The 16,599-nt window shown below is 43.4% G+C and carries 15 protein-coding genes; 10 read left to right on the top strand and 5 right to left on the bottom strand.

The features are described from left to right. The first annotated feature begins 310 nt into the window (after window positions 1–310). From EWV84_RS11250 to EWV84_RS11240, 3 genes are read left to right on the top strand one after another with little or no spacing between them, the layout of a single operon-like run. Complete coding sequence (locus EWV84_RS11250) at window positions 311–2,104, top strand: fatty acyl-AMP ligase (protein ID WP_287078067.1); 1,794 nt, start codon at window positions 311–313, stop codon at window positions 2,102–2,104. A gap of 43 nt (window positions 2,105–2,147) precedes the next feature. Then, the gene (locus EWV84_RS11245; protein ID WP_286825434.1) at window positions 2,148–2,432 is read left to right on the top strand and encodes a hypothetical protein; all 285 of its coding nucleotides are present in this window, start codon (window positions 2,148–2,150) and stop codon (window positions 2,430–2,432) included. Next, window positions 2,429–2,875 carry an HNH endonuclease gene (locus tag EWV84_RS11240; protein ID WP_286825433.1) on the top strand — a complete coding sequence of 149 codons (447 nt, stop codon included), beginning with the start codon at window positions 2,429–2,431 and terminating at the stop codon, window positions 2,873–2,875. The genes EWV84_RS11245 and EWV84_RS11240 overlap by 4 nt, the downstream gene beginning before the upstream one ends. A 165-nt stretch (window positions 2,876–3,040) precedes the next feature. On the opposite strand, the gene lspA is transcribed toward EWV84_RS11240, so the two are convergent. Genes lspA through bioB form a run of 3 tightly spaced genes read right to left on the bottom strand, consistent with a single transcriptional unit; the run spans window position 3,041 to window position 5,233 of the window. Next, a complete protein-coding gene (lspA, locus tag EWV84_RS11235; protein ID WP_286825439.1) occupies window positions 3,041–3,505 on the bottom strand; it encodes a signal peptidase II in 465 nt (154 codons plus the stop codon). An 11-nt stretch (window positions 3,506–3,516) separates the two neighbouring features. Continuing rightward, on the bottom strand, window positions 3,517–4,167 hold the full coding sequence (locus EWV84_RS11230) for a biotin transporter BioY (RefSeq protein WP_286825432.1): 651 nt from the start codon (window positions 4,165–4,167) through the stop codon (window positions 3,517–3,519). Next, window positions 4,139–5,233 (bottom strand): biotin synthase BioB, encoded by a 1,095-nt coding sequence (bioB, locus tag EWV84_RS11225; protein ID WP_287078066.1) that lies wholly within the window; start codon window positions 5,231–5,233, stop codon window positions 4,139–4,141. Before bioB ends, EWV84_RS11230 begins: the two co-directional genes overlap by 29 nt. Before the next feature lie 147 nt (window positions 5,234–5,380). Between bioB and rfbC the strand changes: the two genes are divergently transcribed. The 6 genes from rfbC (at window position 5,381) to uvrC (ending at window position 11,442) form a co-directional block, all read left to right on the top strand. Then, window positions 5,381–5,926 carry a dTDP-4-dehydrorhamnose 3,5-epimerase gene (rfbC, locus tag EWV84_RS11220; RefSeq protein ID WP_287078065.1) on the top strand — a complete coding sequence of 182 codons (546 nt, stop codon included), beginning with the start codon at window positions 5,381–5,383 and terminating at the stop codon, window positions 5,924–5,926. Window positions 5,927–5,931: 5 nt separating this feature from the next. Beyond that, window positions 5,932–6,807, top strand: a complete 876-nt coding sequence (rfbD, locus tag EWV84_RS11215) for a dTDP-4-dehydrorhamnose reductase (RefSeq protein ID WP_287078064.1) — start codon at window positions 5,932–5,934, stop codon at window positions 6,805–6,807. 4 nt (window positions 6,808–6,811) lie between these two features. Then, window positions 6,812–7,885 carry a glucose-1-phosphate thymidylyltransferase gene (locus tag EWV84_RS11210; protein ID WP_287078063.1) on the top strand — a complete coding sequence of 358 codons (1,074 nt, stop codon included), beginning with the start codon at window positions 6,812–6,814 and terminating at the stop codon, window positions 7,883–7,885. A gap of 171 nt (window positions 7,886–8,056) precedes the next feature. Continuing rightward, window positions 8,057–9,142, top strand: a complete 1,086-nt coding sequence (gene leuB, locus EWV84_RS11205) for a 3-isopropylmalate dehydrogenase (protein WP_287078062.1) — start codon at window positions 8,057–8,059, stop codon at window positions 9,140–9,142. A gap of 79 nt (window positions 9,143–9,221) precedes the next feature. Then, entirely contained in the window at window positions 9,222–9,482 is a 261-nt protein-coding gene (locus tag EWV84_RS11200) for a hypothetical protein (RefSeq protein ID WP_286825427.1), read from the top strand. A gap of 82 nt (window positions 9,483–9,564) precedes the next feature. After that, entirely contained in the window at window positions 9,565–11,442 is a 1,878-nt protein-coding gene (uvrC, locus tag EWV84_RS11195; protein ID WP_287078061.1) for an excinuclease ABC subunit UvrC, read from the top strand. A gap of 196 nt (window positions 11,443–11,638) precedes the next feature. On the opposite strand, the gene EWV84_RS11190 is transcribed toward uvrC, so the two are convergent. Next, the gene (locus tag EWV84_RS11190) at window positions 11,639–13,717 is read right to left on the bottom strand and encodes a serine/threonine-protein kinase (RefSeq protein WP_287078060.1); all 2,079 of its coding nucleotides are present in this window, start codon (window positions 13,715–13,717) and stop codon (window positions 11,639–11,641) included. A gap of 336 nt (window positions 13,718–14,053) precedes the next feature. Continuing rightward, entirely contained in the window at window positions 14,054–14,680 is a 627-nt protein-coding gene (locus EWV84_RS11185; protein ID WP_286827025.1) for a TetR/AcrR family transcriptional regulator, read from the bottom strand. A 282-nt stretch (window positions 14,681–14,962) separates the two neighbouring features. On the opposite strand from EWV84_RS11185, the gene EWV84_RS11180 reads away from it, so the two are divergent. Then, the gene (locus EWV84_RS11180) at window positions 14,963–16,399 is read left to right on the top strand and encodes an NADP-dependent isocitrate dehydrogenase (RefSeq protein WP_287078059.1); all 1,437 of its coding nucleotides are present in this window, start codon (window positions 14,963–14,965) and stop codon (window positions 16,397–16,399) included. Window positions 16,400–16,599: the final 200 nt, after the last annotated feature.

The raw sequence follows: 16,599 nt of genomic DNA, 5'->3' as shown, positions 1-16,599 counted from the left end.
TAAGACCAGAACAGAGTAAAACTGTTAAGGCAGGTGCGGAACCCCGCAAGGGAAAGAAGCAGAAACCTAAATCGTGAGGTTTGGGAATCACCGTCCGTTTACGGCGGTGAGGATGTCAAGACTTTTTCCCAGTATTTTAGAGTTAATTAATTGTCGCTTTTTCCAATTACTTTAGAGATGGTGCCGGGGGATTTTTGCCCCTAACTTAATCCTACACCCTTGACCGATCGCCTTCGGCACTTGCTCCTAGTGTTATCGGCAAATATGTTAAAACTTCTATACAATAGCGCCAATAAGCCCGATAACAACGATGACTGAAACCCTAATTCAACCCGCAACCCTAGTAGAACTCTTACGTTACCGCGCCACGACACAACCGGACGGTCATGCCTACACTTTTCTTATCGATGGTAAAAAAGAAACCCCACCTTTAACCTACAGTGAACTCGATCGCCAAGCAAGAGCGATTGCGGCCTATTTGCAAAAATACCAGGCCCAAGGAGAACGGGCCCTATTACTCTATCCTCAAAGTTTAGAAGTAGTGGCCGCTTTTTGTGGTTGTCTCTACGCGGGAGTGATTGCCATTCCCGTCCCCCCACCGGAATCGGGACGACTTAAGCGCACTTTGCCCCGTTTGCGGGCAATTGTCAAGGATGCTAATGCCACCTTTGCCCTAGTTACCGAAAGTATTCTGACTCTTATTGAAGGTGTGAAGGAAGAATTTCCAGAATTCGACCAAATGAAATGGATTACCACCGAAAGTATTGATATTTCCCTCGCGGACCAATGGCAAGATCCGCAAGTGGATAAATCGGCGCTTGCTTATCTGCAATATACCTCCGGTTCGACTAATATCCCCAAAGGGGTGATGTTAAGTCATTTTAACCTGATGCACCATTGCGGTTACTTGCAAAAAGCTTGTGGTTACGAACCGGATAGCGTTACCCTAACTTGGATGCCCTATTTCCACGATTACGGGTTAGTCGAAGGTATCACCGTCCCCCTCTACAACGGGACACCCTGCTATCTCATGTCTCCCTTTGCTTTTATTAAGCGTCCGATGCAGTGGTTAAAAAATATTACTAAGTACAAAGTTACTCATAGTCAAGCACCCAACTTCGCCTATGATCTTTGTACTCGCAGGATTAAAGCTGCCGATTTAGCGGAATTAGACCTGAGCAGTTGGCAGGCCGCAGGAAATGCCGCCGAACCGATTAATCCGAAGGTAATGGTCAAATTTGTCGATACTTTTGCAGATTACGGCTTTTCTTGGTCAACTTTCGCCCCTGCCTACGGATTAGCTGAATATACCCTCTTGATTTCCAATAAACCCAAGGGAACCACCCCAATTATCACCGCTTTGGATACAACCGCCTACGAACGCGGTAAAATTGTCCCTGTAGGTTCCGATCGAACCACTGGAGTTAGATACGTCCCCAGTTGTGGTCGTCGCGTCTGTGATACCCGTATAGCTATGGTTAATCCCGATACTTTCACCCTTTGTGCAGCCGATGAAGTGGGCGAAATTTGGGCCAGTGACCCCAGTATGGCCGCTGGATATTGGCAACGGGAAGACGCAACTAAAGAGACTTTTCAAGCTTATCTTGCCGATACAGGAGAAGGACCGTTTTTACGCACCGGAGATTTAGGTTTTCTTCTCGATGGGGAATTACATATCACGGGACGGATTAAGGATTTAATTATTGTCCGTGGCAGTAATCATTATCCCCAAGATTTAGAATGGTCAGTACAGCATCTTAATGAGGTTTTTCGTCCCGATTATGGCGCAGCTTTTTCCATTGAAGATAACGGTGAGGAACAGTTAGTTATTGTCCAGGAATTAGAACGTCGCAGCGGGGCATTAGATACGGCCAAATTAATTGCCGATATCCGTCAAGAAATCGCCGAAGAACACGAAATTATGACCCATGCCATTGTTTTGGCCAAATCGGGGACAATTCTTAAAACTGCCAGTGGCAAAATTCAACGCCGCGCTATTAAACAGAATTTTCTCAATGGTAATATGAGTATTATCGATGCTTGGTCAGAAAATCCTCAGTTAGTTAGTAAATTCGATCGCTCTAATTCTGAAACAGAAGCATAGTTTTTCGGGTGGGCATTGCTCACCCGATCGAGGATAACTAATCGTGTTAGGATTAAAGTTAGGTATTAAAGGTAAGGAGAAAGTGATGTTAACTCAACTGATGGTCAAGCCCTCTTCTTGGATTGAAAAAGGAATTAAGCTATCGCCAGTAAGGGAAAATTATCTCTTTAAATTCACCGAGGAATTGCAGTGTCGATTGGAGGAACTACGGGAACTAGAAAAAAATTCCCAACTTAATTCTCAAGAGACCGCAGAATTAGCTGGTATTTTAGAGTTAAACGAGATTTTCACGCTCTTAAATGCGCGAATAGTTGCTGAATCTAAATGATTACTATCACAACTCGATTACAAGTCCGAGCAAGAGCCAACTATCTGTGTGAATACTGTCATTCTTCAGAAGAAATTAGTGCCGCATTATTTGAAGTAGATCACATTCAGCCCAAATCTTTAGGAGGTAAAGATGAATTAGCAAACTTAGCTTTAGCTTGCCAAAGATGTAACAGATATCGCTACAATTTTATCAAGGCAATTGATCCGAAAACAGAACAAGAAGTAGAAATATTCAATCCGCGCCAACAGCATTGGCAAGAACATTTTATCTGGACACCAGATGCTTTAAAAATAGTGGGACTTACTCCCATCGCTAGGGCAACTATTGAACGTTTGGACTTAAATGATGACAATCATAATGAAGGTTTTATCGTTAAAGTTCGTCGATTATGGATCCGGGGAGGTTGGCATCCACCCAGCACCGATAAAAAACAGGAATAATAGCTTATTGTTATCTAGGTAAATGAGCTTCAATTAAGTTTTTTCTAGAGGTCAAAATGATTGTTACTCAACAGGAATTATCTAGATTTCCAAAATATTTAAATGATCAGGACTCCAGGAATATAATACTAAATCCCCAATTTTTTTTGAACAGTCAATATATACTTATTTGCTTAAATTGTGGGGAAAGTTAGAAATTAATAGGCAAATAATCCCGATATTAATAAAGACATCAGCCAGATTAAAAACAGGAAAATTAATCAATCTAAAATCGAGAAAATCCACCACATAACCAAACAAAAAGCGATCGATACCATTGCCGAAAGCCCCTGCTAAAATAAAACCGTAGGCCAATTGTTCCCAACGATTTAAATGCGGTCCAAAGTAAGCAAAAGCCATTAATCCCAAACTAACTAATAAGGATAGCCATTTTAGCCAACCAACACCGCCCCGAAAAGCACTAAAAGCCGCCCCAGTATTAATCACATAGGTAAAATGAAAAACCCCCGGAATAATCGGGAAAGTATCACCAATTTGCTCAAAACTCTGCACGGTTATATACTTAGTTACTTGGTCTAAAATTAGACCAATCACCGCCACTACCCAAAACCAGCGATTCTTTTCTAACATTGGCTGTGGCATCAATAAAATAATAATTTACGGAAGAAAAAGGCAATAATTACCACCACACAAATTACTACTAACTGCCCTAAAAATGGCCAGACTGAATAATTCATAAATAGGGTGGGCAAACTATCGGGAAAGGTGATTTGACCGGCTTGGGGCTGAAAAATCGACAATCCCAGCATATATAATAAACCGCACAGATGAATCACTAACAAACCGGCAAAAGCACTTAAAGCCAGGGTTTCTATCTTGGCGCGCCAGCGAAAAGCCAGCCAACCACACAGCCATGCCCCCGGCATAAAGCCTAAAATATAGCCAAAACTGGCTTCTTTCAGATAACCCATTCCCCCACCCTGGGCAAACACGGGCAACCAAGTTAAACCGAGAAAAATATAGGCCACCTGGGCAAGAAGCCCGGCATTTTTGCCCCCCAGACAGCCCGTTAACAATACTGCCCCAATTTGGTAAGTTATGCCTAGTTTTTGCGAGGATAGACCCGTAGCCGACCAACTAGCTAGGCTTACTGGCACAAATGTACTAAAAATTGTCAGCAACAAACCAATCAAAGCCCAGAGTAACTCATTGGGAACCGATACGGAAGCGCGCCGCGGCGGAGATTCTCGTCCTCGACGTGATTTAGGTTGCCTGTTGGGGTTGGTATTCACCGGGGATGGGGGCTTCTCCTCCTATTAAACTAAGATCAGCCAACATCGCCTGATCCTGTTGGGGGGGTTGTCCTAGAGTGGTCAAATAATGTCCAATTAGCATAGCATTAATTCCCGATTTTAGCCCCAGATTTTGCAATTCTCCCATCACCGCCTCTCGTCCCCCGGCATAACGGAGGATTTGTTGGGGTAAAATAAACCGGAAAATAGCGATCGCTTTTAAGGCAGTAAAGGGGTCCAGTTTGGGTAAATGACCTAGAGGGGTGCCACTTCTGGGGTTTAATAGGTTAATCGGCACTGATTCCACCTCTAATTCCGCTAGGGAAAAAGCTAAATCGATCCTGTCCTGCCAACTTTCGCCCATACCGATAATTCCGCCCGTACAAGCTTGAATTCCCGCCGCTTTCAGGTTTTTTACCGTTTCTACCCGATCCTGCCAACTGTGGGTGGAGACCACGTTAGGGTAAAAATTCTCGGCAGCCTCCAGATTGTGATTATAACGGGTAACTCCGGCTTCTTTTAAGGCTTGCGCTTGGGCAAGGGTTAATTCTCCCAGAGCGCAACAGGGTTTAATCTTGGCCGTTTCGATGATTTCTTGAACTGTGGCCAGTATTTCCTCGAATTCCTTCGATTTGGGGCTATTGTACTTTAATCCCCGTCCTTGACTAACTAAACAGAAGCGTTTGGCCCCCGCGTCGGCTGCCGCTTTCGCATGGCTGACGATTTCCTCGCGACTTTTTAAACCGTAGATAGGCGAATCTTGTCCGGGATGGTGGACGGATTGGGAACAAAAACTACAATTTTCCGAACAACTTCCCGATTTTATGTTGATAATGCTACATAAATCCACCGTATTACCACAACAGGCCTGACGAATGCGATCGGCAGCCTCACATAAGCTGAAAATATTTTCCTGACCTTCGATCGCAGTTAAAGCTAAGGCCTCTTGCTGACTGAGTCGATCGCCGGCGATAATCTGATTAGCCCTAGTCTGTAACCAGTTTTTTAAGGCTTCTCCCTCCACGGGGATAGATTGAGTAGCGGTGTGTTTAGAGACTTGTACCACGTCGTTTATGCTCTGACTAAGTTAGGCTCATCTTATCATTATTCAGTTACCGAGGGTTGAGGTTTGGGGAAAGATTAATAAAAAAATTTAGAAAAAAATACCCTTTTGTGCTAGACTACCCGCAAAAGTTATCTTGTCTCCGATTTTATGAAAGTTATTCCGACGGAAATTCCTGATGTTTTAATCATTGAACCGCAAGTTTACGGAGACGATCGAGGTTTTTTCTTGGAGAGTTTTAATCAGAAAGATTTTCGAGAAAAAGCTGGTGTTAATACCACTTTTGTCCAGGATAATCACTCTATGTCCTTAAAAAATGTCCTGCGAGGATTGCACTATCAAATCTCCAATCCCCAGGGTAAACTGGTGCGAGTAGTGAGCGGTAGTGTTTTTGATGTGGCAGTGGATGCGCGTAAAAGTTCTCCCACTTTTGGGCAATGGGTAGGCTGTGTTTTAAGTGCGGAAAATAAACGTATTTTCTGGGTTCCCGAAGGTTTTGCCCATGGTTTTCTAGTCCTCTCCGACCGAGCCGAATTTCTCTACAAAACCACTAATTATTATTATCCCCAATACGAAAAAACCATTGCCTGGAATGATGCCGATTTAGGGATTGACTGGCCTCTAGAGACCCCCCCGATTCTCTCCCCTAAAGACCAAGCTGGACAACCCTTTAAATCCGTGGAAGTTTTCCCCTAAAGACGATGAAAAAAGTTTTACTAATTGGTGCTAAAGGTCAAGTGGGACAAGAGTTACAATTAACTTTACCCCAGCTAGGTGAAGTTATTAGTATCGGTCGAGAAGAACTAGATTTAACTAACTCGGAAAAAATCGGCCAGTTAATTAGGGAAATTCACCCCGATTATCTGGTTAATGCCGCCGCTTATACAGCAGTAGATAAGGCAGAAAGTGAACCAGAATTAGCCTATTATATCAATGCTAAAGCCCCGAAAATCATGGCGGAATCTGCTGAGAAAATTCAAGCTAAATTTCTCCATATTTCCACCGATTATGTGTTTGATGGTCGAAAAAATACCCCCTATTTAGAAACCGATCTAACTAATCCTTTAGGGGTTTATGGACAATCAAAGTTAAGGGGAGAAGAGGAGATTAAGACTGTTAATTCTCAGGCAATTATCCTGCGGACTGCTTGGGTTTACGGCAGTTATGGCAAAAGTAATTTTGTCAAAACCATGCTGAGATTAGGCAAGGAAAGAGAGGAGTTAAAAGTAGTTGTCGATCAGGTGGGAAGTCCCACTTGGGCAAAAGATATCGCCGCGGCAATTACTCAGCTTTTAATTAATGCCGATAATCCCGCGGGAATCTATAATTTTACTAATAGCGGTGTCGCCAGCTGGTTTGATTTAACTAAAGCGATTTTTGAGGAGGCAAAAATAAGCGGTATTCCCTTAAAAATTCAGAGAGTAATTCCCATTACTACTGCTGAATATACTACCCCAGCGGCGCGTCCGGCCTATTCGGTTCTTTCCGGTCAAAAAATCTCGCAACAATTGGGTTATATTCCTTCCTATTGGCGAGATTCTCTCAAAGCTATGCTCAACCAACTATTTAATCTTTAAAACTATGAAAGCACTAATTTTATCCGGTGGTAAAGGTACGAGGTTACGTCCCCTAACCTATACTGGAGCAAAACAGTTAGTTCCCGTGGCTAATAAACCGATTTTATGGTATGGAATCGAATCAATTGTCGCCGCAGGAATTACTGATATTGGCATTATTATCAGTCCCGAAACCGGGGAAGAAATTCGTCAGACTACGGGCAATGGTGAACAGTTTGGGGCTAAGATAACTTATATTCGCCAAGAACAACCAGCCGGATTAGCTCACGCGGTTAAAACTGCCCAATCTTTCCTAGCAGATTCCCCCTTTATTATGTACTTGGGTGATAACCTAATTGAGGATGATTTATCGCCCTTTTTAGACTCTTTCCAAAAACAGTCCCTTGCTGCTTTAATTCTCCTGCGAAAAGTGTCTAATCCTAGTGCTTTTGGGGTGGCAAAAGTAGATGAAACCGGCAAAGTTTTATACTTAGTCGAAAAACCGAAAGACCCCCCCTCAAATTTAGCTTTGGTAGGGATTTATTTTTTTGCCCCCACCATTCATCAAGCGATCGCATCTATTCAACCTTCGGCCCGGGGTGAGTTAGAAATTACCGACGCTATCCAAGAATTAATCAATCAAAATAAAGCAGTAGAAGCCAATAAACTACTGGGTTGGTGGTTAGATACGGGTAAAAAAGATGATTTATTAGAAGCCAATCGGATTATCCTTGATACCAGTCTAGAAATCGCTTTGCAGGGAGAAATTGATGCTAATAGTCAGGTGATCGGACGGGTACAAATTGGTCAGGGTAGTAAAATTATTAATAGTACCATTCGCGGCCCTGTCATTATTGGAGAAAATTGTCACATTGAGAATTGTTTTATCGGTCCCTATAGTAGTGTGGCTAATGGAGTAAAATTAATCGATGCCGACATAGAACACAGTGTTATTCTCAAAGATGCCACGATTATTGGCATTCATCAGCGCATAGTTGATAGTGTTATCGGACGACGGGCAAAATTAGAAATTGCCCCCCAACGTCCAAAAGCTTTACGCTTTATGATCGGGGATGATTCCCATGTAGAATTAGTGTAGTTATCGGGGATTAACTGCCCCTTTAATTAATACCGGAAGATTGAGAATTTCCCTAGCTAATTCGGCGGCAGTTTCCCAGTTTTTCTGGCAAAGATTGACATTTTCAGGAAAAAAAAGCCGCCCTAACTATGCTATAATGACAAGGCTGACCTATTTTACCGTTCTAGAACTATGACGCAACAGTATCGCATTACCCTACTACCAGGCGATGGCATCGGGCCGGAAATCCTCGCTGTCACCGTAGAGATACTGAAAGTCATCGGTAAAAAATTTGACCTCCAGTTTGACTTCCAAACCGCTTTAATTGGAGGGGCAGCCATTGATGAAACCGGCAGTCCCCTCCCCGAAGCAACCCTGAGCGCCTGTAAAAATAGTGATGCTGTTCTCTTGGCCGCTATCGGGGGTTATAAATGGGATAATTTACCCCGGCAGCAAAGGCCAGAAACGGGATTATTAGGCTTAAGATCTGGCTTAGGTCTTTTTGCTAATTTGCGTCCTGCCACCATTTTTCCGCAATTAATCGACGCTTCTAGTCTCAAACGGGAGATTATCGAGGGAGTGGATATCATGGTGGTCCGGGAATTGACCGGGGGTATCTACTTCGGTCAACCGAAGGGGATTTTTGAGACAGAAACGGGAGAAAAACGCGGTTTAAATAGCATGGTTTACTCGGAGTCGGAGGTGGACCGCATCGCTAAGGTAGCCTTTGAAATTGCCCAAAAACGCGGTCATAAACTCTGTTCCGTCGATAAAGCTAATGTTCTTGATGTTTCCCAACTTTGGCGCGACCGGGTGACGAAAATGGCCGCTAATTATCCCGATGTGGAACTTTCCCATCTCTACGTCGATAACGCAGCCATGCAGTTAGTCCGGGCCCCCAAACAATTTGATACTATCGTCACGGGCAATTTATTCGGTGATATTCTCTCCGATGAAGCGGCCATGTTAACCGGTAGTATCGGAATGTTACCCTCCGCTAGTCTAGGGACTGCTGGAGTGGGAGTTTTTGAACCCGTCCACGGTTCGGCCCCGGATATCGCCGGCCAAGATAAAGCCAATCCGATCGCCCAGATTCTCAGTGCTGCTATGATGTTAAAATATGGGCTAAATCAGCCTTTAGCGGCAGCAGCCCTGGAAAAAGCCGTAGAAAAAGTCTTAGAGTTTGGTTATCGTACCGGAGATATTTTCTCGGAAGGTATGACCTTAGTGGGATGCCAAGCTATGGGCCAGGCCATCCTGAAAGTTTTAGAATCCTAACAAAAGTGGCATAATCGGAAATCGTCGTATAACATTGATTTAATAAATATGTCAATTTAATCGTGGGGAGACGACTTATATGGTAGCCCTATCCCAGAACACAGAACAACAGCGTGTCGATATGGAAATCCCAATTTTATTAGATCCTACTGTCTTACGGGCGGCCAGACGCATTTATCGCATCTACTGTACCCTCAATAGCAGAGTTAGTAAACGTCCTTTTGGTGTCGCTATTAACCGCGACAATCATCGGGGCCAATTGATTTTTAACAATAAACCGATTCTTCTCCCCGGAGAATGTTTCGTCCCGATTAAGCAAATCGAATCGGAAGCCTATTAATTTTTGTGAAGATTTGCCCCGAATATCTTGCCAAACGTCAGCTAATACCCACTGGCGTAATTTTTTTGTCTAATATAGAAGGATGTTCGAGAATAATCTTAACTCTACCCTAATCCAAGACCTCGATCGCCTAGAAAATCGTCTTCAGGAAATTCCCCTCGAACCGGGGGTTTACTTCCTGCGCGACCAAAATGGCGAAATTCTCTACATCGGTAAATCCAAAAAACTCCGGTCTAGAGTCCGTTCCTATTTTCGTCCCAGTCAACCCCTCAGTCCCCGCATTGCTTTGATGGTACGACAGGTGACAGAAATTGAATTTATCGTCACCGACACAGAAGCAGAATCTTTGGCCCTGGAAGCTAATCTAATTAAACAACATCAGCCCCATTTTAATACTCTCCTCAAGGACGATAAAAAATATCCATACATTTGTATTACTTGGTCGGAAACCTACCCGCGCATTTTTATTACCCGCAAACGTGGCATAAATAACCAAAAAGACCGTTATTATGGTCCCTACGTCGATACCAAGCTGCTGCGCCACACTTTACACCTAATTAAACACACTTTTCCCCTGCGTCAACGTCCCCAACCTCTTTTTAAAGACCGTCCCTGTTTAAATTATGATATCGGTCGTTGTCCGGGGGTTTGTCAAAAATTAATTAGTCCCCAAGATTATCGAGAAACCTTGCAGAAAGTGGCGATGATTTTTCAGGGAAGGACGGGAGAATTATTAGACAAATTAGCGGCAAAGATGCTAGAAGCGTCGGAAAACCTAGATTTTGAACAAGCGGCCACGATTAGGGATCAAATTCGCGGATTACAGGCTCTTAATACCGCTCAAAAAGTCTCTTTACCCGATGATACCGTATCCCGGGACGCAATCGCTTTAGCTAAAGACGAGCAGCATTGTTGCATACAATTATTTCAAGTGCGTTCTGGTCGTTTGGTGGGACGTTTGGGATTTTTTGCCGATAGTCAGTCAGCAAACGAGGGAGAAATCCTGCAAAAAGTCCTGGAAGAACATTATTTATCGGTGGAAGGGGTGGAAATTCCCAGCGAAATCCTGTTACCCTGCGAATTACCGGAAGGTGAGGTGTTAGCGGGGTGGTTAAGGGAAAAAAAAGGTCGCAAAGTCGAGTTAACTGTCCCCCAACGGCAAAGTAAAGCGGATTTATTAGCTATGGTCGAGAAAAACGCTCTTTATGAGTTAGAAAAGACGAAAAGAAGCGCCGACCGAGATTTGCAGTCTTTACAGGATTTAGCGGTAATTCTCGATTTACCCGCGCTGCCCCACCGCATCGAGGGTTATGATATTTCTCATATTCAGGGTTCCAATGCGGTTGCGTCGGGAGTGGTGTTTATCGATGGGGTGGCCGCTAATCAACATTATCGTCACTATAAAATCAAAAATCCCGAGGTTAAAAGCGGTCATTCCGATGATTTTGCCAGTTTAGCAGAAGTAATTCGGCGGCGTTTCCGTCTTTATGCCGAAAATCCCGATAATATTGCCGAAAGTGATGATTTTCCCGATTTGGTCATGATTGATGGGGGAAAAGGACAATTATCAGCAGTGGTGACAGTTTTAGGGGAGATGAATTTATTAGAACAGGTAAAAGTTGTTAGTTTAGCTAAACAGAGAGAGGAGATTTTTTTACCCGGGGAATCCTCTCCTTTAGAGACAGATAAGGAACAACCCGGAGTGCAATTATTGCGTCGAGTCAGGGATGAAGCGCATCGCTTTGCTGTTAGCTTTCATCGACAACAAAGAATGCAAAAAAGTCGCCGTTCCCGTTTGGATGAGATACCGGGGTTAGGTTTTAAGCGACAAAAAGAGCTATTAGCTCATTTTCATTCTCTGGATTATATTCGCGAAGCTTCCCTAGAACAATTGCAACAGGTGACAGGAATTGGGGAACAATTAGCTAAGGAAATTTATAATTATTTTCATCCTAGGTAGGGTTTGCTGTGCGGTGTCTAAATTACTTGTTAAGACTGTCTAGTCTATGAGAGGGGAGTAGCAATTATTGTAGCGACTGTCTTGACAATCAAGACAGTCGCTACGAGGCTAATAAGACATCGGTGCCGTTGGGTTTCCCGCAAGTGTCGCTCATTTTTGATAGACAAAAGTTATTGCTGTCACCCCAAACACAAGTTTACTCTCCCACCTGCCAAATTTTGATAGTTTTGTCCTCACTTCCACTAGCTAAATAGCGACCATCGGGACTATATACCACTGACCAAAACCCGCTAGAATGACCAGTAATGGTACGCAATTCTTTTCCCGTTGCTACCTCCCAAATTTTGATAGTATCGTCCCAACTCCCACTGGCTAAATAGCGGCCATCGGGACTATATGCTACTGATGGAACCGAGTTGGAATGACCAGTAAGGGTACGCAATTCTTTTCCCGTTGCTACCTCCCAAATTTTGATAGTATTGTCATAATTCCCACTAGCTAAATAGCGGCCATCAGGACTGTATGCTACTGACCAAACAGAGTCAGAATGACCAGTAAGAGTACGCAATTCTTTTCCTGTTGCTACCTCCCAAATTTTGATAGTATTGTCAGCACTCCCACTAGCTAAATAGCGACCATCCGGACTATATACTACTGAGTAAACCCCGCTAAAATGACCAGTAAGGGTACGCAATTCTTTTCCCGTTGCTACCTCCCAAATTTTGATAGTATTGTCAATACTCCCACTAGCTAAATAGCGACTATCGGGACTATATACCACTGACAAACTCCTGCTAGAATGACCAGTAAGGGTACGCAATTCTTTTTCCTTTGCCACCTCCCAAATTTTGATAGTATTGTCACCACTCCCACTAGCTAAATAGCGACCATCGGGACTATATACTACTGAATAAACCCCGCTAGAATGACCAGTAAGGGTACGCAATTCTTTTCCCTTTGCCACCTCCCAAATTTTGATAGTATTGTCACCACTCCCACTAGCTAAATAGCGGCTATCGGAACTATATGCTGCTGATAAAACCGAGTCAGAATGACCAGTAAGGGTTTTCTCGAGAAAACTACCACTAGGAAAATTAGAGATCAATAATTGAAGACCGGCGGGAAACTGCTTATATTTAAAATAACCGTAAACTTGCGTTATTCCTATTCCTAATAACAAAATGCTACCAAGAGCTATCATTCTGTTTCTCAGATTATTATTTTTAACCGGTTGTGCTGGTGTTTTTTTGGGTACAGCTACAGGTGAAACTGGCGGAGAAGGATTAATCTTAGGAATAACTGGCGATTGTTTTTTAGTTACAACAGGCTGCGGATTTGGTGCTGGTGTAGGAGGTAACTTTAACTGCCGTTCAATCTCATCCAAACGCTGTAAAATAACCCTAGTATTAGCTGGTCTATTCTCGGGCAATTTTTCCATTAACTCCTCAATAAAATCCAACAATAATGGGTGAATATTTTCCGTTTCTTCTCGCCAAGATAAAACATCATTAACCGGATCATAAATTTCTAAAGGATGTTTTCTGGTTAATAAATGCACAAAAGTTCGTCCTAAAGCATGAAAATCTGATTGAATCACCGCTTGGCCATGTTGTTGTTCATTGGGTGTATATCCCGCTGAGGTAATACCTGTTACTTGTTGACCTTTTACCTTTTGATGATAGGTTTGGGTTTCTTCCCTTGCTGTGCCAAAATCAATTAACACCAACTCGCCACTATTCCGCAGCATAATATTAGGGGGTTTAATATCACGATGCAGCCAGTTTTGTTGATGAATTTTATCGAGAATTAAAGTAATTTCTCTCAGCCATTTTAAGGCTCGTTTTTGACTTAAATTATCATACTGCTTTAGCCACTGTTCTAAATTAATCCCCTCCACTTTTTCCATGACTAAACAGTGTAATATTTTCCCCGCTCTCGTGGAATATTGAAAATAGGCATCCCCTCGAGGAACACCGGTCACATTTTGACGACTTAACTCTAATAAAACGTCATATTCCCGTTTAAATAATTCCACTGCCTTCGGTTCATTATTCCATTTTTCTTGTAATACCTTGAGGATTTTGGCCGTAAAACCCTCAAAAACCTCATAAACAACCCCAAAACCAGTCGTATCACTCAATAACCGACTTACTCTATATTGACCATTTAACAACAATTGAGAGCCGCAACTTTGACAGTAACGAGTATTCGAGTTATTATTACTCGGATGCTCCGGTTGAGAACAATCGGGATTAATGCAGTAACAGGGTTTCATCTCGGCTATCAGTTATTTTAAGTAGGCCGGCAAAATAAATTTCCTAGGGAAGATAGGCAAGAGGCAATAGGCAAAAGCTTTATCGAAATGTGTAATTAATTTTGCGTGCGGTACTTATCGGGTGAATAATTGAAAGTTGCCCCTCCCTGCCGTTGAAAGAATTTTATCATAAGTAAGCTATAGTCATTTCAATTAAGATTGAGAATATCAATCCCAGATTTTGCTAGACTGTATCAGACTTATCTGAAATGACTATAAAACGCATTTTAACCGCCTATCCTTAGATTAGCTGTCTCGGAGTCTCGGAGTCTCGACTAGGAAATTAATTTTGCCGGCCTACTTAACTAACACTCCATTCAGAAAAATTTCGGCAATACCTTCGGCCATTTCCTGTAAAGCTAAGGGGGAAGCATTGGCATCTAAAATAGTTTCAGTGGAAAAACCGGCAATTGCGAACATTCCTAGAAAAACCTGGGCCACAATTTTCGGATTCATGGGACGATAGATACCACGATCGATCGCTGTTTGAAAAAAAGCCTCGGCCACATCGGTCATTTTAGCAATTACCTCCGATTGAATTCGGTCTTTTAATTCCGGGTGAAATTGCGCCTCTATAAAACAAACTCGCAATAAATCGCTATTTTCTCGCATTCTCAACACCCTACGTCGCATCACCTGCGCTACCGCTTTATAACTGCCCATTTCGCTCAATTCCGTCAGCAAGTCGGTGAGAATATCCACCCATCCCCTAGTGGCCACTTCAATTAAAATCGCCTTTTTGTTGGGAAAATAACGAAATAAAGTTCCTTCTGCCACATTTGCCTTTCCTGCTAGGTCTTTGGTCGTGGTTCCTTCATAACCCTTAGCGGCAAATAAACGTAAAGCGGCCTGTAGAATACGACTACGGGTATCTTCTTCCCCAGAATTGGTCTGAGTTAGGGAACGTTGAAAAAGACTTTGCATAATTATTGACAGCTAGAACGGGATAGAGCCATTGTCATCTATCAAGTTAGGTGTTTACGCAAATGCTTCATAAAATTTTGAGTAATTGGGGTAACTTGGCCTTCAACAACGAGAGCAGCCGCTTGACAATCGGCTAAGTTCAGCTATAAATAGATTTCCTCTAGGTTGTTTTGACGGAGATGCCAGCAAAGGAATCTTTAAGAAATTACCCAAAATCCCTGAGTATAGATATTGACGGCGCTAGACTCCCAACGTATAGATAAACACTGTTTCTGGAAGTCCATGACTGTGAGCTACGAAAAAATCACCCCACCGACAACAGGCTCGACAATTACTTTTTCTGACGGAAAACCTCTAGTTCCCGACGATCCCATCATTCCCTTCATTCGTGGTGACGGTACGGGAGTCGATATCTGGCCCGCAACCGAAAAAGTTATCGATGCAGCGATCGCCACAGCCTACGGTGGTCAAAGGAAAATCCATTGGTTTAAAGTCTATGCTGGCGATGAAGCTTGCGAAATCTACGGGACCTATCAATATCTACCCCAAGATACATTGACAGCGATTAAAGAATATGGTATTGCCATCAAGGGTCCCTTGACCACTCCGATCGGTGGCGGCATTCGTTCCCTGAATGTGGCTTTGCGGCAAATTTTTGACCTCTATGCCTGTGTTCGTCCCTGTCGTTACTATGCGGGAACCCCTTCCCCCCATAAAACCCCGGAAAAACTCGATGTCATCGTCTATCGGGAAAATACCGAGGATATTTATCTCGGCATCGAATGGAAACAAGGCACGGAAATCGCCGATAAACTGATTAATTATCTCAACACGGAACTAATTCCCGCCACTCCCGAACATGGTAAAAAACAAATTCCCCTCGATGCGGGTATTGGGATCAAACCGATTAGTAAGACGGGTTCCCAAAGATTAGTCCGCCGGGCGATCGAACGAGCGCTGACTTTACCGAAACCGAAAAATCAAGTTACTCTCGTCCACAAGGGTAACATTATGAAATATACCGAAGGGGCGTTTCGGGATTGGGGTTACGAATTAGCTAAAAGTGAATTCCGGGATGTGTGCGTTACTGAGATGGAGTCATGGATACTGAGCAATAAGGAGAAAAACCCCGATCTGAGCATCGAAGATAACGCCCGCATGGTGGAACCGGGTTATGATGCCCTTACAGACGAGAAAAAAGCCAAAATCTGCCAAGAAGTGACCAGTGTTCTCGATGCTATCTGGGAAACTCACGGCAAGGGGCAGTGGCAAGATAAAATTATGGTCAACGATCGCATTGCCGATAGTATCTTCCAACAGATCCAAACCCGTCCCGATGAATACTCGATCCTCGCTACCATGAACCTGAATGGTGATTATCTCTCCGATGCGGCAGCGGCGATCGTCGGTGGTTTGGGTATGGGACCTGGGGCGAATATTGGCGATACTTGCGCTATTTTTGAGGCAACCCACGGCACAGCCCCTAAACACGCCGGTTTAGACCGAATTAACCCCGGTTCGGTGATTCTTTCTGGGGTAATGATGTTGGAATACATGGGATGGCAAGAAGCCGCCGATTTGATTAAAAAAGGCATCGCAGCGGCAATCGCTAATCGACAAGTTACCTACGATTTAGCGCGTCTGATGGAACCCCCCGTTAATCCTCCCCTGAAATGTTCCGAATTTGCCGACGCGATTATCTCCCATTTTGGCGATTAATTTTCTGGTTAGGGTAGCCTCAAAACTGCCCTATTTTTCGGAGAATCCCCAAAATAATCCCCCTGGGAGCAAGACCCCCCAACCCTAGGGTTGATTCATTTAAATTAAGTACAGCGGATTTTGAGTCAATAAATTTGACTGAAGATTCTCAAGTTTATCTTTCTCTAACCAAAACGGTTAGTCACAATAACTAATCTTTA

It is taken from the genome of Microcystis sp. M_QC_C_20170808_M3Col, from assembly GCF_007095505.1.
Lineage (GTDB): Bacteria > Cyanobacteriota > Cyanobacteriia > Cyanobacteriales > Microcystaceae > Microcystis.
Note: the sequence above shows the minus strand (reverse complement) of the source record. Positions and strands in the feature narration are given on the sequence as shown.

What these genes read in the sequence shown, in the direction of transcription:
- EWV84_RS11250 (WP_287078067.1), top strand. Translation starts at nt 311, where the DNA reads ATGACTGAAACCCTAATTCAACCCGCAACCCTAGTAGAACTCTTACGT.
- EWV84_RS11240 (WP_286825433.1), top strand. Translation starts at nt 2,429, where the DNA reads ATGATTACTATCACAACTCGATTACAAGTCCGAGCAAGAGCCAACTAT.
- lspA (WP_286825439.1), bottom strand. Translation starts at nt 3,505, where the DNA reads ATGTTAGAAAAGAATCGCTGGTTTTGGGTAGTGGCGGTGATTGGTCTA.
- rfbC (WP_287078065.1), top strand. Translation starts at nt 5,381, where the DNA reads ATGAAAGTTATTCCGACGGAAATTCCTGATGTTTTAATCATTGAACCG.
- rfbD (WP_287078064.1), top strand. Translation starts at nt 5,932, where the DNA reads ATGAAAAAAGTTTTACTAATTGGTGCTAAAGGTCAAGTGGGACAAGAG.
- EWV84_RS11210 (WP_287078063.1), top strand. Translation starts at nt 6,812, where the DNA reads ATGAAAGCACTAATTTTATCCGGTGGTAAAGGTACGAGGTTACGTCCC.
- leuB (WP_287078062.1), top strand. Translation starts at nt 8,057, where the DNA reads ATGACGCAACAGTATCGCATTACCCTACTACCAGGCGATGGCATCGGG.
- EWV84_RS11200 (WP_286825427.1), top strand. Translation starts at nt 9,222, where the DNA reads ATGGTAGCCCTATCCCAGAACACAGAACAACAGCGTGTCGATATGGAA.
- uvrC (WP_287078061.1), top strand. Translation starts at nt 9,565, where the DNA reads ATGTTCGAGAATAATCTTAACTCTACCCTAATCCAAGACCTCGATCGC.
- EWV84_RS11190 (WP_287078060.1), bottom strand. Translation starts at nt 13,717, where the DNA reads ATGAAACCCTGTTACTGCATTAATCCCGATTGTTCTCAACCGGAGCAT.
- EWV84_RS11185 (WP_286827025.1), bottom strand. Translation starts at nt 14,680, where the DNA reads ATGCAAAGTCTTTTTCAACGTTCCCTAACTCAGACCAATTCTGGGGAA.
- EWV84_RS11180 (WP_287078059.1), top strand. Translation starts at nt 14,963, where the DNA reads ATGACTGTGAGCTACGAAAAAATCACCCCACCGACAACAGGCTCGACA.